Source organism: Chromobacterium sp. Rain0013 (genome assembly GCF_015291765.1).
GTDB lineage: Bacteria > Pseudomonadota > Gammaproteobacteria > Burkholderiales > Chromobacteriaceae > Chromobacterium > Chromobacterium haemolyticum.
Genome location: NZ_CP031514.1, coordinates 75,830 through 94,641, shown reverse-complemented (window position 1 = coordinate 94,641; position 18,812 = coordinate 75,830). Strand labels below are relative to the sequence as shown.

Sequence of the window (18,812 nt, the reverse complement as noted above, 5' to 3'; positions counted from 1 at the left end):
AACTGACATGCGAGTACAGCCTTCGGTAAAGAAGATTTGCCGCAACTGCAAAATCATTCGTCGCAATCGCGTAGTTCGCGTGATTTGCACGGATCCGCGTCACAAGCAAAAACAAGGCTAACATTTGTTAGACCTGGATTTGCGTGTTACAATCGCAAACTTTTCAAGGTCTTAAGGCTTAAGGAAAGAGTATGGCCCGTATTGCAGGGGTAAATATCCCCAATCATGCGCATGCCGTTATCGGCCTGCAGGCAATTTTCGGCATCGGTCAGACTCGCGCCCAGCAGATTTGTGCTGCTGCCAGCGTGAACCCTTCCACGAAAGTGAAGGATCTGACTGACGCTGAAATGGAAGCTCTGCGTGACGAAGTCGCCAAGTTCACCGTTGAAGGTGATCTGCGTCGCGAAGTCACCATGAGCATCAAGCGTCTGATGGACATGGGCTGCTATCGCGGCTTCCGCCATCGTCGTGGCCTGCCGTGCCGCGGTCAGCGCACTCGCACTAACGCTCGCACCCGCAAGGGGCCGCGTAAGGCGATCGCCGGCAAGAAGTAATTAATAGGAACAACAGATAATGGCTAAAGCAAACACAGCAGTTCGTGTACGCAAGAAAGTGCGCAAGTCTGTTAGCGAAGGCATCGTGCACGTGCACGCTTCGTTCAACAACACCATCATCACGATCACCGACCGTCAAGGCAATGCATTGTCTTGGGCTACCTCTGGCGGCGCTGGTTTCAAGGGCTCGCGCAAGAGTACACCCTTTGCTGCTCAGGTAGCAGCAGAGCACGCTGGTAAAGTTGCCCAAGAATACGGTGTGAAGAACCTCGAAGTTCGTATCAAGGGCCCGGGTCCGGGTCGTGAATCCGCTGTTCGCGCACTCAACGCGCTGGGTTTCAAGATCACCAGCATCTCCGACGTGACGCCGGTACCGCACAACGGTTGCCGTCCGCCCAAAAAACGTCGTATCTAATTCGGAGAGTGTGAGAACATGGCACGTTATATCGGCCCTAAGTGTAAGCTCGCTCGTCGTGAAGGCACCGACCTTTTCCTGAAGAGCGCGCGTCGTGCACTGGATTCCAAGTGCAAACTGGATAGCCCTCCGGGCCAGCATGGCGCTCGTAAGAGCCGCCTGTCTGACTACGGTGTGCAACTGCGTGAAAAGCAGAAAATCCGTCGTATTTACGGTGTACTCGAGCGTCAGTTCCGCAATTACTTTGCGGAAGCTGTGCGTCGCAAAGGCTCCACGGGTGAAAACCTGCTGAAGCTGCTCGAGGCCCGCCTGGATAACGTTGTATATCGCATGGGCTTTGGCTCCACTCGCGCCGAAGCGCGCCAGCTGGTTAGCCACAAGGCTATCGTTGTGAACGGCCAGGTTGTGAACATTCCGTCCTACCAGGTTAAAGCCGGTGACGTAGTGTCCGTCCGTGAAAAAGCCAAGAAACAGGCCCGTATCGTAGAAGGTCTGGCTCTGGCCGAGCAGGGTGGCTTCCCGTCTTGGGTTCTGGTTGACTCCAAGAAAATGGAAGGCACTTTCAAATCCGCTCCGGAACGTTCCGAACTGTCTAGCGATATCAACGAACAACTCGTTGTGGAATTCTACTCCAAGTAATCGCTAGCTCTTAGGGAATGACTATGCAAAACAGCGCTTCGGAATTTCTGAAACCTCGTCTTATCGACGTTCAGCCGGTTTCCGCCACTCACGCTCGTGTGTCGATGGAGCCGTTCGAGCGCGGCTACGCTCATACTCTGGGTAATTCGCTGCGCCGGATTCTGCTGTCGTCGATGCCGGGCTATGCTCCGACCGAAGTGACTATCGCTGGCGTTTTGCATGAGTATTCCGCACTTGATGGCGTGCGCGAGGATGTCGTAGACATCCTCCTCAACCTCAAGGGCGTAGTGCTTAAGCTGCATGGTCGTGACAGTGTTGTGTTGTCCTTGAAAAAGGACGGCGAAGGCGCTGTCTTGGCTGGCGATATCGAACTGCCGCACGATGTGGAAGTGATCAATCCGGACCACGTGATTTGTCACATCTCTTCTGGCGGTAAGATCGACATGGAGATCAAGATCGAAAAAGGCCGCGGCTATCAGCCGGTGTCGGTTCGATCCAATCATGAAGACAACCGTTCCATCGGTACCATTCAACTGGATGCTTCCTTCTCGCCGGTTCGCCGCGTGAGCTTCGCTGTGGAAAGCGCCCGTGTTGAGCAGCGTACCGACCTCGACCGCCTGGTTCTCGATATCGAGACCAACGGCGTGATCGAGCCGGAACAGGCAGTGCGCAACGCTGCCCGTATTCTGATGGATCAGCTGTCGATCTTTGCCGATCTCCAAGGCACAGCGGTTGAAGAAGTCGTTGAAAAGGCGCCGCCGATCGATCCGATCCTGCTGCGTCCGGTAGACGATCTTGAACTGACGGTTCGTTCGGCCAACTGCCTGAAAGCTGAGAACATTTATTACATCGGCGATCTGATCCAGCGTACTGAAACCGAGCTTCTGAAGACTCCGAACCTCGGCCGCAAGTCGCTGAACGAGATCAAGGAAGTTCTCGCTTCCAAAGGCCTGACTCTCGGGATGAAACTCGAGAACTGGCCGCCTGCTGGCCTCGAAAAGCCGTAAGGTTTGAGATAAAAGGACATTAACAATGCGTCATCGTTACAGTAATCGTAAACTGAACCGCACGACCAGCCATCGTCTGGCGATGCTGCGCAACATGGCGAATTCGCTGCTGAAGCACGAAGTTATCGTGACCACGCTGCCGAAAGCCAAGGAACTGCGTCGTGTGGCCGAGCCGTTGATTACGCTCGGCAAAAAGCCGTCTCTCGCCAACCGTCGTCTGGCGTTTGACCGCACTCGTGACCGCGATATCGTGGTTAAACTCTTCGACGTTCTCGGCCCGCGCTTCTCCGCCCGCAATGGTGGTTATGTGCGTATCCTGAAGTACGGTTTCCGCAAGGGCGACAACGCCCCGATGGCTCTGGTAGAGCTGGTGGACCGTGCGGAAGATGCCGTAGCGGTTGAAGACAACTCCGCCGAGTAATCGACGAAGTTGAGAAAAAAGCCAGGCGCAAGCCTGGCTTTTTTCATTGCCGGAAAAGAAAACCCGCCCTTGAGCGGGTTTTTTCTTATCCGGCGCCAGCTGGCGGGATGGCTTAAAAAATCGAGAGGCCTGTGCGTGTGGTGAAGCGATCCAACGCTTCCAGGCCCAGCACCGAATTGCCCTTGCTATCCAGTTCCGGGCTCCACACGGCGATGCTCATTTTGCCGGGTATGATGGCCAGCATGCCGCCGCCAACGCCGCTTTTCACTGGCAGGCCGACGCGGTAGGCGAACTCGCCGGCGGCGTCGTAAGTGCCGCAGGTCAGCATCACCGCGTTGATTTGCTTGGCCTGGCTGCGGCTTAGCGATTGCAAGCCGTCGCGGGTGATGCCGTGGTTGGCGAGGAATAAGCCTGCATTGGCCAGCTCCACACAGTTCATCGTGATGCTGCAGCTGTTGAAATACTGCTGCAGTACGGTCTCCACCTCGTTGTCGAGGTTGTCGTAGCTTTTCATGAAGTGCGCCAGCGCTGCGTTTCGATGACCGTGGGCGCGCTCGGATTCGGCAACGCGGGCATTGCCGCATAGCGTGGCGTTGCCCGACTCTTGGCGCAAGCGGGTCAGCAAGGCGCCGTGGGCGTCTTCAAAATGGCTGATGGCGCGGTCTGTGACCACCAGCGCGCCTGCATTGATGAAGGGATTGCGAGGAACGCCGTCCTCGTATTCCAGCTGCACCAGCGAATTGAACGGGTTGCCGGACGGTTCTTTGCCTACATGGCTCCATAAGGAGTCTCCGTCGGCCTCCAGCGTGAGCGCCAGCATGAAGGCTTTGGAAATGCTTTGGATGGAAAAGGGGACGGCGGCGTCGCCGCAGCGGAAATGGCGGCCGTCCAAGGTGGTGATGGCCATGCCGAATTGGCGTGGCGGCACTTCGGCCAGCGCCGGGATGTAGTCTGCGACGCGGCCTTGGCCGTAGTAGGCGACAACTTCGTCGTGGATTTGATCGAGTAAGTCTTGCAGATTCATTAATCTATTCAGCATAAATCAGTCAAAACGCCGGGGGCCGGCGTTGGAAAATCAAAACGCGTAGCGGGTTTCCAGCACGCTGAATTCAGCGCCCAATTCCAGCAGGCCTTCATTGCGAGGCACCAAGTTGAGGCCGAAGCAGACGCCTTCCGGCAAGGTGCGGATGCTGACCAGCGTGCGCAAAGGCTGCTGCTCCGGCGACTTGATGCCGGTATCCGGGTCTACGGTGGTCAGCACGCAGCGAGTGCAGGGCTTGGCGACATCGAACACCACATCGCCTATCTGCACGACTTTCCAATCGTCCTCTTCCCAGGCGTAATCGCCATTGACTACCAGATTGGGGCGGAAATGCCGCAGAGTAACCGGCTGATCCAGCTCATCGTTCAGCGCATCCAGTGATGCCTGATTCACTAGTAAATAAGGATAGCCGTCGGCGAAGGACATCGCGTGTTCGCTGTCCTTCAGCCGGCGATTGGAATGCATGCCTAGCCATAGCAGCTGGCAGGGTTCGTCCAGTACCTCGCTGAACCAATGATCGACCGCGGCGTCGCCGTGATAGGCGGCGAAGTTGTCCTTCCATACTGTGGCCGGCGCTTCTTGCTGGTATTGAGTGCTCATTGCCAGCACCGGTGCCTTGCCTGGAAATTTGAACAGCGCGCCGCCGGGAATCAGGTCCACCTCCACGCGCACTAGCTGCGGGTGGGAGCGGGCGGTGAAGAAGCGGCCGTTCTCGCCCGCCAGCAGCCACTCGCGGTCATGCAGCAGGCCCTGCTTGCCGGCGAAGGCGCGGCTGTAGGAAAGGCCGCGACAGGATTTCAACGGATGGACGAACATTTCGACAAGTTGCATGAAGGGCTCCGCTAGGCTGTGGTTACCGCATGTTATCACTGTGGCGGGCAACTCAGAAAATCCCACAGCCGACGGTCCTGGCTGAAGGCGACATTGAAGCGCAGCCAGTCGGAGGGCATGCCGTAGGCGCGGAATAGATGGCCGGGCGCGAGGAGGATCTTGTGTTGCTGCGCCTGTTCGGCCAGCTGTCTAGCGTCCAGTTCGCCGGGTGGCCGCGCCAGCAGGAACAGGCCGTTGGACGGCCGCGCGAATAACTGCCAGCCGTGTTCGAGAAAGAGTTGCTGGCATTGCGCTTGGGCTTCGGCCAACCGTGCGCGCAGCCGCTCCAGCTGACGGCGGTAGCGGCCCTCTGACACCAGTTCCAGCGCCAGCCTTTCGTTCAGCTCCGGCGAGGTCAGCCCGGACATCATCTTGTAATGGACGATGCGCTCAAGCAGTTCGGTCGGGCCGCATAGATAGCCCACGCGCAGGCCCGGCGACAGCGACTTGGAGAAACTATCGATGTAGAGCACGCGCTTGAGGCCGTCCAGCGCCGCCAGCGCGGGTTGGCGGTCTCCGGCGAAGTCCGCGGAAACATTGTCTTCCACGATGAGGAAGTCGTACTCCTCTGCCAGCCGCAGCACCTGGTGAGCGACGGACGGCGAATAGCTGGCGCCGGTGGGGTTTTGCAGCCAGGGGTTGGTGAAGAAGGCCCGCGGCCGATGCTGGAGCAGCAGCGCGCGCAACTGCTCGAGATCGGGGCCATGTTCGGTCCAAGGCACGGGCACCAGTTTGAACTCGCGAAACGCCAGGCAGGACAGCAGGTTGCAATAGCCGGGATCGTCCACCAGCACGGTGTCTCCGGCTTGCAGCAGCGCGCAGGCCGCCATGTCCAGCGCACGGCTGGCGCCCTGAGTCAGCGCGATGTCGTCGGCGCGAGCCTGGATGCCCCGTTCGGCCAAGCGGTCGGCCAAATGCTCGCGCAGGGGTAGAAAGCCTTTTGGGTCGCCATAGCCGGGAGCGGCGACGGCGTCGCGAGCCAGCTGCCGCAGTGCTTTTTGCTGAGCTTCGGCGTCATACCAGTGGGAAGGCAGCCAGCCGCAGCCGGCGAACAGGGTATTGGCGTCCTGCTGGTAAATCTTGCGCAGCAGCCAGTATTCGTCCACCGGCCAGACGCGAGGGGCTGCCGGCAGATCGGGCGGCCGGCTTTCCCGTCTAGCCTCCACGTAAAAGCCCGAGCCTGGCCGCGCGGCCAGGTAGCCCAGAGTCACCAGCCTATCGTAGGCCTCAACCACGGTGAAAGGACTGACGCCCAGCTCCCCGGCCATTCTACGAATAGATGGGATTTTTGCGCCTTTGCGCCACTGGCCGCATTGGATGGCTGAAATAGCTGAATTGACGATGTTTTCAACCAATGTAATGCCATCCATGGGCATAAGATTCAGGCTAGTCATTGCGCATTATTTGAGCATCGTTGATATTGGGCCTGTCCGTTGAGAACAGCTTGTGATAAATATCTCGTCATAAGCCGGATGGCATGTCGCAGCCGTCAATCTGTAGGTTTTTTTTGTTGAGCTTTGCGGACGGAGCGGCTAAGACAAAAACAGAGCCTACCGGCATCGAGAATGATCATAACAGTGCTTTGTCGTGGATTGACAAGCAATCGCGGCAGGCTAAGTCGAATTGGGGATGGAGGACGGAAATGCGCTCTTTGCGTGTAAAGTTGATTGTATTCATTGCGGTGTTGCTGGTTTTGCTGGGCGCCATTATTACGACCCTGGTGTATACCCAGATGCGCAACGAGATTGTCCAGGGCGTGGACAATGAGCTGTCCAGCACCTCGCGCGGTTACGCCAATCTGGTCAAGGACTGGTATGGCAGCAAGGTCAAGGTGGTGATTGCCGGCAATCCGGTGGTGGGAACGCCAGAGCCTATGCCGATGCTGGCGCGCTTGAGTCAGGCCGGCGGCTACGACATGACCTATATCGGCACCGCCGACCACAAAATGATCCGTTCCGACTTCAAGCCGCAGCCGGCGGGTTACGATCCGGTGGCGCGTCCTTGGTATCAGCAGGCTCAGGCCAGCGGCAAGCCGGGCGTATCCGATCCCTACGTCGATTTCGACACCAAGAAACTGGTGGTGACTTTCGTGTCGCCGGTGTTCGACGGCTCCACGCTGAAAGCAGTGGTGGGCGGCGACATCTTCATCGACGATCTGGTCAAAACCGTGCTGTCCGCCAAGCTGCGCGGCAACGGCTACGCTTTCCTGGTGGATAAGGCCGGCAAGGTGATCGCGCACCCGGACACCACGCTGACACTGAAGCCGCTGGCGGAAAAAGTGCCGGCGCTGACCGGCGAGAAGCTGGTGCAGTTGTCCTCCAGCAGCGCGATGGAGGAAATTGAAGTCAACGGCGAGAGTAAGCTGGTGCAAGTCGACCCGGTGGAGGGCACTAACTGGCTGCTGGGCGTGATGATAGACAAGTCCGTGGTCAGCGAGCCGCTGGAAAAACTGCTGCTGACCGTGGTGGGCCTGGGCGCGCTGTGCGTGATAGTGCTGATCCCGGTGGCCAGCGTGATGCTGAGCAAGATGCTGGCCGGCTTGGGCCGCTTGCGCAATGCGATGCTGGAAATCTCCAAAGGCGAAGGCGATTTGACCCGCCGCATCGAAGTGCAGGGCCAGGATGAGATTGCCGAGACCGCTACCGCGTTCAACAGCTTCATCCATCGCTTGCAAAGCATGTTCGTGGCGGTGCGAACCGAGGCGGAAAACGTCACCAACGGCGTGCAGAGCGTGGCCAGCACCGTGGATCAGGTGGCGCGCGACTCTCGGCAGATTTCCGATGTGTCCAGCTCCAACGCCGCGACGCTGGAGGAAATCACCGTTAGCATTTCCCATATCGCAGACGCCGCGCGCGAGGCGGATTCTCTGGTCAACCACACCGGTACCGTATCCAGTGAAAGCGCGGACGAAATGCAGCGCATCTCTCGTGAGATGAACAGCACGGTGGAGGCAGTGAAAGGCTTGTCCGGTATGTTGGTGTCGCTGGATCAGCGCTCGCAGCAGATCAGCGGCATCACCAATGTGATCAAGGATATCGCGGATCAAACCAACCTTTTGGCCTTGAATGCGGCGATTGAAGCGGCGCGCGCAGGGGAAATGGGCCGCGGCTTTGCGGTGGTGGCGGACGAAGTGCGCAAACTGGCCGAGCGCACCGGCCAGGCCACGGTGGAGATTTCCAGCATGGTCAGCACCATCCGCGAGGAAACCAGCCAGGCGGTGACCAATATGCAGCGCACCGTCAACTCGGTGGACGACGGCGTGGAACTGACCGACAGCGCGGTGCAGCGTATCGAGCAGATCCAGCAGGCGATGCAAGAGGTGATGGCCAAGATGAACGAGATCACCCTGTCCACCAGCGAGCAGCATAAGGCCACCACTTTGATTGCGCAGAGCACCGAACAGATCAACGGCCGCATCGTCGACAGCGACGGCGCCCTGCAGACCGTGCACGACACCTTGAACGATTTGTCGCAGGCGGCCAAGGACATGCGGCAGCTGTTCTCCAGCTTCCGCGTCTGAGAACCGTTTACGATCTGCTGCGCGTCATGGCTGTTGCATGGTGAGTACGAGTTCAAAATACTCATGTACCGCGTGTACATTCTGCTTTTTCGCTCGTTTTCGCCTTGTCTCGCCTTGTCTCGCGAGATCGTGAACAGGCTCTGAGTTGATTGGCGCGATACAGGAAACCCGGCTACGGCCGGGTTTTTTCTTGGTTTTGGACTGTACTGGCGATTTTGCCGATACGGGGCTGTGCAAATTCGCGCCAACTGTACCTGTAATTGTATTGGTGCCGCGGCTAGATTAGTTGTCATCATTCGGCCAAGAGCCAGGGGAGACAACGATGAATCAGCCGCAGATGGACGCGTTCTGGATGCCGTTCACCGCCAACCGCCAGTTCAAGAGCGCGCCGCGCATGCTGGTGAGCGCCGACGGCATGTATTACACCGACGACCAGGGCCGAAAGATCCTGGACGGCAGCGCCGGCCTGTGGTGCGTGACCGCCGGCCACAACCGCAAGCCCATCGTCGAGGCAGTGCAGCGGCAGGTGGCGACGCTGGACTATGCGCCGCCGTTCCAGATGGCGCATCCCAAGGCTTTCGAGGCCGCCGACAAGCTGGTGGCGATGGCGCCCAAGGGCTTGAGCAAGGCGTTCTTCGTGGGTTCCGGCTCGGAGGCGGCGGACACCGCGCTCAAGATGGCGGTGGCGTATCACCGCGTGCGCGGCGACGCCGCCCGCGTCAAACTGATTGGCCGCGAGCGGGGCTATCACGGCGTCAACTTCGGCGGCATCTCGGTGGGCGGCATGGCCGGCAACCGCAAGCATTTCCCGGTGTCCTTGCCGGCGGTGGACCATCTGCGCAGCACTCACGACCTTGCCCGCAACGCTTTCAGCCGCGGCGAGCCCGAGCACGGCGCAGAATTCGCGGACGAATTGGAAGCCCGGATACTGACCCTGCACGATCCGTCCACCATCGCCGCCGTCATTGTCGAGCCGATGGCCGGTTCCACTGGCGTTCTGATTCCTCCCAAGGGCTATTTGCGGCGTTTGCGCGAAATCTGCGACCGCTACGGCATCCTGCTGATTTTCGACGAAGTGATCACCGGTTTCGGCCGTTTGGGCGCGGATTGGGCCGCCAACAAGTTCGGCGTGTTGCCGGACATCATCACCTGCGCCAAGGGCCTGACCAACGGCGTGGTGCCGATGGGCGCCTTGCTGGTGAAGCCGGAGATCCACGACGCCTTCATGGCCGCCGCCGGCGAGCGCATGATCGAGTTCCCGCACGGCTACACCTATTCCGCCCACCCGCTGGCTTGCGCCGCGGCGATCGCCTCGCTGGACCTGTACCGCGACGAGCAATTGTTCGAGCGCGCCGCCGGCCTGTCCGCTTATTTCGAGGAGCGCGCGCACGCTTTGCGCGGCCAGCCCTACGTCAAGGACATCCGCAATTTGGGCCTGGTGGCCGGCATTGAACTGGACAGCCGGGCGGGCGCGGCTGGACAGCGCGGTTTCGATGTTTTCCTCAAGTGCTGGGAACAAGGCGTGCTGGTGCGCTTCACCGGCGACATCCTGGCGGTTTCGCCGCCGCTGATCATTGAGAAGCACGAGATCGACCGGCTGTTCGAGACCATTGCCTCCGCCTTGCGCGCCTGCGAATGAGCGCGGCGCCGAATACCCAACCCATACCCATCGGAACGAATATGCAGACCATTCCTCATTACATTGGCGGCGAACGCTGCGAAGGCCGCAGCGGCCGCTTTGGCGATGTCTACAACCCGGCGCTGGGCAGCGTCGCCGCCCGCGTGCCGTTGGCGAGCCAGGACGAGGTCCAGGCCGCAGTGGCGGCGGCGCGCAAGGCCTTCCCGGCCTGGGCGGAAACCTCGCCGCTGAAGCGGGCGCGGGTGATGTTCAAGTTCAAGGAGTTGCTGGAGCAAAACCAGCAGCGGCTGGCGGCGCTGATTTCCAGCGAGCACGGCAAAGTGGTGTCCGACGCCATCGGCGAGGTTACCCGCGGCCTGGAGGTGGTGGAGTTCGCCTGCGGCATTCCGCAGCTGCTGAAAGGCGAGTTCACCGAGCAGGTGGGCGGCGGCATCGATAGCCATTCCATGCGTCAGCCGCTGGGCGTGGTGGCCGGCATCACCCCGTTCAACTTTCCGGCCATGGTGCCGTTGTGGATGTTCCCGGTGGCGCTGGCCTGCGGCAACTGTTTCATTCTCAAGCCGTCCGAGCGCGACCCGTCCGCCGCCTTGCTATTGGCCGAACTGCTGCAGCAGGCCGGCTTGCCGGCCGGAGTATTCAACGTGGTGCACGGCGACAAGCAGGCGGTGGACGCCTTGCTTGTCCATCCTGACATCGCCGCGCTCAGCTTCGTCGGCTCTACGCCCATTGCCCAGTACATCTACGAAACCGGCGCGCGCCATGGCAAGCGGGTGCAGGCGCTGGGCGGCGCCAAGAACCACCTGGTGGTGATGCCGGACGCGGATCTGGACGGCGCGGTGGAGGCGCTGATCGGCGCCGCCTACGGTTCGGCCGGCGAGCGTTGCATGGCGATCTCAGTGGTGCTGGCGGTGGGCGATATCGGCGACGCGCTGGTGGAACGGCTGGCCGAGCGCGCGCGCAATCTGAAGATAGGCGTGGGCGACGACGCGGCGGCGGAAATGGGGCCGTTGGTGACGCGCCAGCATTTGGACAAGGTGACCGGCTATGTCGATCAGGGCGTGGTCGAAGGCGCGCAACTGGTGGTGGACGGCCGCGGCTACAGCCATCCCGGTCACGAGGACGGATTTTTCCTCGGCGGCTGCCTGTTCGACCATGTGACGCCGGAGATGACCATTTACAAGGAGGAAATCTTCGGGCCGGTGCTGGCCGTGGTGAGAGTGCCGGACTTCGACAGCGCGGTCAGCCTGATCAACGCCCATCCCTTCGCCAACGGCACCAGCATCTTCACCCGCTCCGGCGGCGCCGCGCGCGAGTTCAGCCACCGCATTCAGGTGGGCATGGTGGGCATCAATGTGCCGATTCCGGTGCCGATGGCTTTCCACAGCTTTGGCGGCTGGAAAGCCTCGTTGTTCGGCGACCATCATATGCACGGTCCGGAAGGCGTGCGTTTTTACACTCGGATGAAGACGGTGACCAGCCGCTGGCCGGCCAAGATGACCGCCGAATTTGTGATGCCGACGATGAAGTGAGCGTTGGCGAACTAAAAGCAGAGGAATGACGACTCTGGATGCGGGCATGCATGCTCGCGTCCAGTTTAACCCGGAGCGATCCGGGTTTTTTTATGCTATTGATGTTTTTCATCGAAATGTCTCAAACTGTGATTATTCGCATCAAAAGAGCGATGAGCACTGTCTAGAATAAGTTAACAAGGTGTGGGGAGATGGAGATGAATAAAACAACAATGAGCCTGCGCGGCCGGCTGCTCTTGCTATTGGTGGCGATGGCGCTGCTGGTGACGGCGATAGGCGTGCTCTCTGTGATGCGGGAGCGGGACGCCATGTTGCAGGACCGCAAGGACAAGACGCGCAATCTGGTGGAGTCCGCGGCGGCACTGGTGACGTCTTACGAGAAAATGGCGGCGGACGGCAAGATGAGCGAGCCGCAGGCCAAGCACTTGGCGGCGGCGGCCTTGAGCAGCATGCGCTACGACGAGCGCGAGTATTTCTTCGCCTTCGACAAAGGGCTGACCTACGTCGCCCACGGCGTGAAGCCGGCCTTGATCGGCAAAAATCTGCACGGGGTCAAGGAGGGGAGCGGCCGGGACATGGGCCAGCTGTTCGATCAAGCCTTGAGCGCCGGCGGCGGCAAGGGCTACGCCAGCTATGTCTGGGACAAGCCGGGTTTTGACGCGCCGCAGCCCAAAATTTCCTATTTGATGACCTCTCCTGGCTGGGGCTGGGTGCTGGGCACCGGCATTTATCTGGACGACGTGGCGGCCGCTTATCACAAATCGCTGTTCAATCTGGCGCTGGAGGTGGGCGTGATCCTGTTGCTGCTGGCGGGCTTGGGCGCTTACATCATGCGCAGCGTGTTGGGCCAGTTGGGCGGCGAGCCGGCGGTCACGGTGGACATCGTCAAGCGCATTGCCGCCGGCCAGCTGGATATGGCGGTGCCGGTGAAGGCGGGAGACCGCGACAGCCTGCTGGCCAATGTGGCAAGCATGCAGGGAGAGTTGCGGCAGCTGGTGGGCGAAATCGCCGCCGCGGCCAATCGAGTGTCGGAGATGAGCGCGGATGTTAGCAGCCATGCCAGCGAAGTGGCGAACGGCTCGGAACGGCAGAGCGAGGCGGCCACCTCGATGGCGGCGTCGATAGAAGAACTGACGGTCAGCATCAACCATATTTCCGACCGCGCCCAGGACGCCAGAAGCCTGTCTGAACAGTCCGGCGAATCATCGCAGCAGGGCAGCGAGGTGATTTCGCGCGCGGTGGCGGAAATGCGCCGCATTAATGAGTCGGTGGAGCTGGCCGCCGGCACCATCAACGAGCTGGTGGATAAGGCGCAGGTGATTTCCGGCATCATGCAAGTGATCAAGGATATTGCCGATCAGACCAATCTCCTGGCCCTGAACGCGGCGATCGAAGCCGCGCGCGCCGGCGAGCAGGGCCGCGGCTTCGCGGTGGTGGCGGACGAGGTGCGCAAGTTGTCCGAGCGCACCGCTCAGGCTACCGAGGAGATTGCCGGCATGATCGCCGAGATTCAGCAAAGCTCGACCCAATCGCACGGCTCGATGGAAGAGGCGGTGCGGCGCGCCAAGAACGGCCTGGAGCTGGCCGAGCAGGGCGGCGAGGCGGTGGGAGAGATCAGCCGGAGCGCTGGCGGGGTGCTGGGCGTGGTCAACGATATTTCACACGCGCTGAAGGAGCAGGGCACCGCCAGTCAGGATATCGCTCAATACGTCGAGCAGATTGCGATGAGCTCCAGCAAGAACGCGCAGGCGGCGTCCACCGCCTCGGCGGCGCTGGCGGACATGAGCCAGCTGGCCGGCAGTCTGCGCGGGCTGGTGTCGCGCTTCCGCTGTTGAGAGGCGACGCGGCGGCCCGGGCCGCCGCCGTTTTCCCCGTCGCGTCAGCGGCCGATCTCGGTGCGCACGTCCAGCAACTCCGGGAAAAAGGTCAGCTCCAGCGCCTGCTTGAGGAAGCGCACGCCGCTGGAGCCGCCGGTGCCCTGTTTGAAGCCGATGACCCGTTCCACCGTCTTCATATGCCGGAAGCGCCACAGGTGGAAGTATTCCTCCACGTCCACCAGCTTTTCCGCCATCTCATAGGCTTCCCAGTGCTGCTGGGGATGGTCGTAAATACTCTTGAACAGCGGGATCAGCTCCGGATTGCGCTGATAGGGCTGCGACCAGTCGCGTTCCAGGCTGGAAGCCGGCACCGGCAGGCCGCGGCGCGCCAGATGGCGCAGGAATTCGTCGTACAGGCTGGGCGCTTCCAGGATGGCTTTTAGCGCGGCATGCTTGTCCGGCTCGTGGGCGAACACGTTGAGCATTGCCTGGTTCTTGTTGCCCAGCAGGAATTCGATGGAGCGGTATTGGTGGGACTGGAAACCGGAGGAGTTGCCCAGCACGTCGCGGAACTCCATGTATTCGGACGGCGTCAGCGTTTCCAGCACCGCCCATTGTTCGAACAACAGACGTTGGATCTGCTTGACCCGCGCCAGGCATTTGAAGCTGGGGCCCAGCGTGTCCTGCTGGACGAAGCGCACCGCGGCCTGCAATTCGTGCAGCATCAATTTCATCCACAATTCCGACGTCTGGTGCTGGATCACGAACAGCAGCTCGTCATGGTGCGGCGGGTTGGACAGCGGTTTCTGGCAGGCCAGCAGCTCATCCAGGCACAGATAACCGCCGTAGCTCATGCGCTCGGAAAAGTTGGTGACGATCCCGGCTTCCAGTTTTCTCTCGTTCATGGTTTTTCCCTTGTTGAGGCGGCGTGGTGTTTCTTGGTGTGGTTCCGGCACGGGCCGGTTCGCGCCGCCGGCGAATGATGATCGGGAATCCGGGGCTGAATGTCAAAACGCGCGATGTTCCGGTGAGGAAACATCGCGCGCGCTCAAGGGGACGGCGGCAACGCTCAAGGGCGGTGTTTGCGGCCCAGCAAGATGGCCAACAGCAGCAGCGCCGCGCAGCCTATCAAGACCGGGGCGTTGCCGTGGCGCATATAAGGGGTGAGCCCCTGGCGGCCCTGGGCGAAACCTTGCAACACCTGGCGGGTGTAGGGCGCCGCCACCGCGGCGATTTCGCCGTCCGGACGGATGATGGCGGTCATGCCGTTATTGGTGGCGCGCAGCATGTAGCGGCCGTTTTCCAGCGCGCGCGCCTGGGATAGCTGCAGGTGCTGGCTCATCGCCACGCTCTTGCCGAACCAGGCCAGGTTGCTGACGTTGGCCATGATGCTGGCTTGGGAGGCGGGACCTATCAGCTCCTCGCCGAAGCTGTCTTCATAGCAAACGTTGAAGGCGATTTTCTCGCCGGCCAGCGCCAGTGGCGGTTGATTGGCGCCGCCGCTGCTGAAGCCCGACATCGGCATGTTCATGAACTGGTAGATCCAGCCTATCAGGCTGGGAACCGGGATGAATTCGCCAAACGGCACCAGATGATCCTTGGCGAAATACGGCTGGCCCGGCGTGGTCAGCGCCACCACTGCGTTCAAATAGCCGCGGCCGTCGTTGGTGCGGCGGGGCACGCCGGTGGCCAGCGCCATGCCGGCGCGCTGGGCCTGGCCTTCCATCATGCTCAGGTAGCCGGACGGCAGGTCGTCGAGGAACAGCGGCAGCGCGGTTTCCGGCAGCAGCATCAGGTCGGCGCGGGCGGTGGCCACTTGCTGGTAATACACGCGCAGGGATTCTTCCAGGTTTTCCGGCGACCATTTCAGTTCCTGGGCGATATTGCCTTGGGCCAGCGCCACGCTGATGGGTTTGCCCTGAGGCAAGGTCCATTCAATGCTTTTCAGCCAGAAGCCGTTGCCCCATACCGCCAGCGCGGCGATCAGCAGGCCGGCGCGCATTTTCCAGCCGCTGTGCACCATCAGCGCCAGCGCGCCTGCGGACAACGCCACCAGGTAGGTGACTAAGTGGGAACCGCCCAGCGGCGTGTAGCCGGCCAGCGGGCTCTCCGTGATCTGGGAGTAGCCGGCGGCGGCCCAGGGGAAACCGGTCAGCACCCAGCCGCGCAGCCATTCCCCCAGTTCCCACAGGGCCGGAAAGGCCAGCAGCCAGCGTTGCCAAGGCTTGGCGGTGACCCGGGCGCTCAGCCACATCGCGAGGCCCGGGTAGAGCGCCAGATAGGCCGGCAGCAACAGCACCAGCGGCAAGGCGATCCAGACTGGCAAGCCGGCCACGTCGTGCAGGCTGTTGTAGATCCAGTTGAAGTTGCTGGTGTAGGCGGCCAGGCCCCAGACATAGCCGATCCAGAACGCGCGTTGCGGGTGGCGCTGGGTCAGGTCCGCCAGCGCCGCAAGCGATAGCGGCATGATCCAGAACAAGCGGTAGGGGGCGAAGGCGAACAGTGTGAGGCTGCCAGCCAAGGCGGCTGCCAGCAGGACCAGTAAAGTGCGCATGGTAGGCATCAGGCGAAGCCGGCTGGCAAAAGCCGGCCGACGGATTGTCAAATAGCTGATATTCATCTTAGGAGCGGGAGGCGCGGGCACCAAGCCCAATCCGGCCTCCCGCGTCTGGAGATGGTTTTTAGAGCCTGTTCACGATCTCGCGAGCAAGAGCGAGACAAGGCGAAAACGAGCGAAAAAGCGGAATGTACACGTGGTACATGAGCATTTTGAGCTTGTTTTTAACGCCGTATCGCCACAGCGCAGCAGATCGTGAACAGGTTCTTAGAGCCTGCTTTCGATCTGGCGAGCGGGAGCGAACAAGGCGAAAGCGGCTGAGAAAGCGGAGTGTACACGGAGTTCAGGCGCATTCCCAAAGCGTCCATGCCGTGTAACACCCCTCGACGCGCAGCCGATTATAAACAGGGTCTCAGACTTCGCTGGTCTCGCCGGCCTGAATCCGCTCCACCAGCAGGGTGTCTACGCGGCGGTTGTCGGCGCGCAGCACGGTGAAGCGCAGGCCGGCGGCTTCCACCGCTTCGCCGCGCTTGGGCAGGTGGCCAGTCAGGGAGATCACCAGGCCGCCGACGGTGTCGACGTCGTCGTCTTCGAAATCGGTTTCAAAGTAATGGTTGAAGTCCTCGATCTCGGTCAGCGCCTTGACCCGGTAGCGCTGATGGCCGCGCACCGGCAGGATATCTTCCTCGTCGTCCTCGGTGTCGTATTCGTCCTCGATGTCGCCGACTATCTGCTCGATCACGTCTTCAATGGTCACCAGGCCGGACACGCCGCCGTATTCGTCCACCACTACCGCCATGTGATTGTGGGTGGCGCGGAAATCCCGCAGCAGCACGTTCAGCGGCTTGGATTCCGGCACAAACACCGCCGGGCGCAGCACCGCTTTCAAATCGAAGCTGGCCGGCGCGTGGAAGTAGCGCAACAGTTCCTTGGCCAACAGAATGCCCAGCACGTCGTCCTTGCTGTCGCCTATCACCGGAAAGCGCGAGTGTCCGGAGTCGATCACCATCGGCAGGAAGCGGGTGATCGGGTCGTCGCAGCTGATCACGTTCATCTGGCTGCGCGGGATCATGACGTCGCGCACGGTCAACTCGCTGACTTCCAGCACGCCTTCGATCATGCCGAGCGCTTCCGCGTCCAGCAGGTTGCGCTCGAAGGCGTTGTGCAAGAGTTCGATCAACTCTTCGCGATCTTCCGGCTCGCGCAGCAACATGGTGGACAGGCGTTCCAGCCAAGTCGGCCGCGGTTTACTGGGGTCTTCCATTTCTTAGAACTGCTCCTCTCGATAGGGGTCGGGATATCCTAGCCTTTGCATGATGACGGTTTCAAGCGTTTCCATGGTTTCGGCTTCGTCGTCTTGCTCGTGGTCAAAGCCCTGCAGATGCAGCATGCCGTGCACCAGCAGGTGGGCGTAATGGGCTTGCAGCGGCTTGTTTTGCTCGGCGGCCTCTTTTTCCACCACCGGCGCGCACAGCACCAGATCGCCGATCAGCGGCAGGCCCGGCACCGGGTCGCCCTCGTTGAGGGCGAAGCTCAGCACATTGGTGGCGTAGTCCTTGCCGCGGTAGTCGCGGTTCATTTGACGGCCTTCGTCCGCGTCCACGATCAGGATGCTGACCTGGGCCTGCTTGACGCCGGCTTGCAGCGCAGCCTGGCTCCAGCGGCGCAAATCTGCGGGCCGCGGCAGGGCGGCGGTTTGGCTGCGCACCTCCAGGCTCAGTTCCAGGCGCACGGCCAGGCGCGCCAGCAGCGGGTTACGCTTGGCTCTTTTCATCTTGCTTGCTTTGGTATTGGTCGTAGGCGTCGACGATTTTCTGCACCAGCGGGTGGCGCACCACGTCGTCGCTCTGGAAATGATGGAAATGGATGCCGCGCACCTTGTCCAGAATGCGCTCCACTTCGACCAGGCCGCTTTTCTGATGGCGGGCCAGGTCGATCTGGGTCACGTCGCCGGTGATCACCGCCTTGGAGCCGAAGCCGATGCGGGTCAGGAACATCTTCATCTGTTCCGGCGTGGTGTTCTGCGCCTCGTCCAGGATAATGAAGGCGTTGTTCAGCGTGCGGCCGCGCATATAGGCCAGCGGCGCGATCTCGATCAGGTTCTTTTCGAACAGCCGGGTCACGCGATCAAAACCCATCAGATCGTACAGCGCGTCGTACAGCGGCCGTAGATACGGGTCCACCTTCTGCGCCAGGTCGCCGGGGAGGAAGCCCAGCTTCTCGCCGGCCTCCACCGCCGGGCGCACCAGCACGATGCGTTTGACCGTGTCGCGCTCCATCGCGTCCACCGCGCAGCCCACCGCCAGATAGGTTTTGCCGGTGCCGGCCGGGCCAATGCCGAAGGTGATGTCGTGTTGCTGAATGGCTTTGATGTAGCGGCTCTGGCGTGGCGTGCGGCCGCGCAAATCGCCGCGACGGGTCACGAGCACGGGGGCGTCTTCGTCTTCGGCGGCGGCCGTTGCGCCGTTGGGCGCGTGACGGCGCAGTTCCACCAGGCACAGTTGCACGTCGTCTATCGACAGCTCCTGTTTTTCCGCCAGCAGATAGAGCCGGGTCAGCGCTTCCACCGCGGTCTTGGCCTGTTCGCCTTGCACGCGGAAGCTTTCTCCGCGGCGCTGCACGGTCACGTCCAGGCCGGTTTCTATCTGTTTCAGGTTTTCGTCCAGCGGGCCGCACAGGCGGGCCAGCCGTTCGTTGTCGACGGGATTGAAGCTGAGGGGTTCGGCGTGCGATGTAGTCATGCGGCTCGTAGTCTGGGTCGTTCTGCGCGGCCCGCGGCGGGGCGGGATGGCGGATGGGCAA

Annotated in this window: 18 protein-coding genes; 10 read left to right on the top strand and 8 right to left on the bottom strand. The window is 61.2% G+C overall.

Features of this window, described 5'->3' with window-relative positions; translation table 11 throughout:
- Nucleotides 1-7 precede the first annotated feature (7 nt).
- The 6 genes from rpmJ (at nt 8) to rplQ (ending at nt 3,036) form a co-directional block, all read left to right on the top strand.
- Complete coding sequence (gene rpmJ / locus DXT74_RS00460) at nt 8-121, top strand: 50S ribosomal protein L36 (RefSeq protein ID WP_011137711.1); 114 nt, start codon at nt 8-10, stop codon at nt 119-121.
- Nucleotides 122-191: 70 nt separating this feature from the next.
- On the top strand, nt 192-554 hold the full coding sequence (gene rpsM, locus DXT74_RS00455; protein ID WP_019102771.1) for a 30S ribosomal protein S13: 363 nt from the start codon (nt 192-194) through the stop codon (nt 552-554).
- Between the two features lie 19 nt (nt 555-573).
- Nucleotides 574-969: a 30S ribosomal protein S11 gene (gene rpsK, locus DXT74_RS00450; RefSeq protein ID WP_008955659.1), complete on the top strand. Its 396-nt coding sequence runs from the start codon at nt 574-576 to the stop codon at nt 967-969.
- Nucleotides 970-987: 18 nt separating this feature from the next.
- Nucleotides 988-1,608, top strand: a complete 621-nt coding sequence (gene rpsD / locus DXT74_RS00445) for a 30S ribosomal protein S4 (protein WP_043594097.1) — start codon at nt 988-990, stop codon at nt 1,606-1,608.
- A 23-nt stretch (nt 1,609-1,631) separates the two neighbouring features.
- Nucleotides 1,632-2,615 (top strand): DNA-directed RNA polymerase subunit alpha, encoded by a 984-nt coding sequence (gene rpoA, locus DXT74_RS00440; RefSeq protein WP_039755788.1) that lies wholly within the window; start codon nt 1,632-1,634, stop codon nt 2,613-2,615.
- Between the two features lie 25 nt (nt 2,616-2,640).
- On the top strand, nt 2,641-3,036 hold the full coding sequence (rplQ, locus tag DXT74_RS00435) for a 50S ribosomal protein L17 (RefSeq protein ID WP_019102992.1): 396 nt from the start codon (nt 2,641-2,643) through the stop codon (nt 3,034-3,036).
- A gap of 112 nt (nt 3,037-3,148) precedes the next feature.
- Here rplQ and DXT74_RS00430 read toward each other — a convergent pair whose 3' ends face one another.
- Genes DXT74_RS00430 through DXT74_RS00420 form a run of 3 tightly spaced genes read right to left on the bottom strand, consistent with a single transcriptional unit; the run spans nt 3,149 to nt 6,318 of the window.
- Nucleotides 3,149-4,060, bottom strand: a complete 912-nt coding sequence (locus DXT74_RS00430) for a glutaminase (protein WP_194427084.1) — start codon at nt 4,058-4,060, stop codon at nt 3,149-3,151.
- Nucleotides 4,061-4,111: 51 nt separating this feature from the next.
- Nucleotides 4,112-4,909, bottom strand: coding sequence for an MOSC domain-containing protein (locus DXT74_RS00425; RefSeq protein WP_194427083.1), 798 nt, complete (start codon nt 4,907-4,909; stop codon nt 4,112-4,114).
- Nucleotides 4,910-4,944: 35 nt separating this feature from the next.
- Nucleotides 4,945-6,318, bottom strand: coding sequence for a PLP-dependent aminotransferase family protein (locus DXT74_RS00420; protein ID WP_194427082.1), 1,374 nt, complete (start codon nt 6,316-6,318; stop codon nt 4,945-4,947).
- Between the two features lie 272 nt (nt 6,319-6,590).
- Between DXT74_RS00420 and DXT74_RS00415 the strand changes: the two genes are divergently transcribed.
- The 4 genes from DXT74_RS00415 (at nt 6,591) to DXT74_RS00400 (ending at nt 13,471) form a co-directional block, all read left to right on the top strand.
- On the top strand, nt 6,591-8,468 hold the full coding sequence (locus tag DXT74_RS00415) for a methyl-accepting chemotaxis protein (RefSeq protein WP_194427081.1): 1,878 nt from the start codon (nt 6,591-6,593) through the stop codon (nt 8,466-8,468).
- Nucleotides 8,469-8,790: 322 nt separating this feature from the next.
- Complete coding sequence (locus tag DXT74_RS00410; protein WP_043636346.1) at nt 8,791-10,107, top strand: aspartate aminotransferase family protein; 1,317 nt, start codon at nt 8,791-8,793, stop codon at nt 10,105-10,107.
- Nucleotides 10,108-10,148: 41 nt separating this feature from the next.
- Nucleotides 10,149-11,636 (top strand): CoA-acylating methylmalonate-semialdehyde dehydrogenase, encoded by a 1,488-nt coding sequence (locus DXT74_RS00405; RefSeq protein ID WP_194427080.1) that lies wholly within the window; start codon nt 10,149-10,151, stop codon nt 11,634-11,636.
- Nucleotides 11,637-11,833: 197 nt separating this feature from the next.
- Nucleotides 11,834-13,471, top strand: a complete 1,638-nt coding sequence (locus DXT74_RS00400; protein ID WP_194427079.1) for a methyl-accepting chemotaxis protein — start codon at nt 11,834-11,836, stop codon at nt 13,469-13,471.
- Between the two features lie 44 nt (nt 13,472-13,515).
- On the opposite strand, the gene kynA is transcribed toward DXT74_RS00400, so the two are convergent.
- From kynA to DXT74_RS00375, 5 genes are all read right to left on the bottom strand, one after another.
- On the bottom strand, nt 13,516-14,358 hold the full coding sequence (kynA, locus tag DXT74_RS00395; protein ID WP_043636336.1) for a tryptophan 2,3-dioxygenase: 843 nt from the start codon (nt 14,356-14,358) through the stop codon (nt 13,516-13,518).
- A gap of 164 nt (nt 14,359-14,522) precedes the next feature.
- On the bottom strand, nt 14,523-16,007 hold the full coding sequence (gene lnt, locus DXT74_RS00390) for an apolipoprotein N-acyltransferase (RefSeq protein WP_052370464.1): 1,485 nt from the start codon (nt 16,005-16,007) through the stop codon (nt 14,523-14,525).
- Between the two features lie 415 nt (nt 16,008-16,422).
- A complete protein-coding gene (locus DXT74_RS00385; RefSeq protein WP_019102982.1) occupies nt 16,423-17,274 on the bottom strand; it encodes an HlyC/CorC family transporter in 852 nt (283 codons plus the stop codon).
- A gap of 3 nt (nt 17,275-17,277) precedes the next feature.
- Nucleotides 17,278-17,784 carry an rRNA maturation RNase YbeY gene (gene ybeY, locus DXT74_RS00380; RefSeq protein WP_194427078.1) on the bottom strand — a complete coding sequence of 169 codons (507 nt, stop codon included), beginning with the start codon at nt 17,782-17,784 and terminating at the stop codon, nt 17,278-17,280.
- Nucleotides 17,765-18,751, bottom strand: a complete 987-nt coding sequence (locus DXT74_RS00375; protein WP_043636328.1) for a PhoH family protein — start codon at nt 18,749-18,751, stop codon at nt 17,765-17,767. Before DXT74_RS00375 ends, ybeY begins: the two co-directional genes overlap by 20 nt.
- Nucleotides 18,752-18,812: the final 61 nt, after the last annotated feature.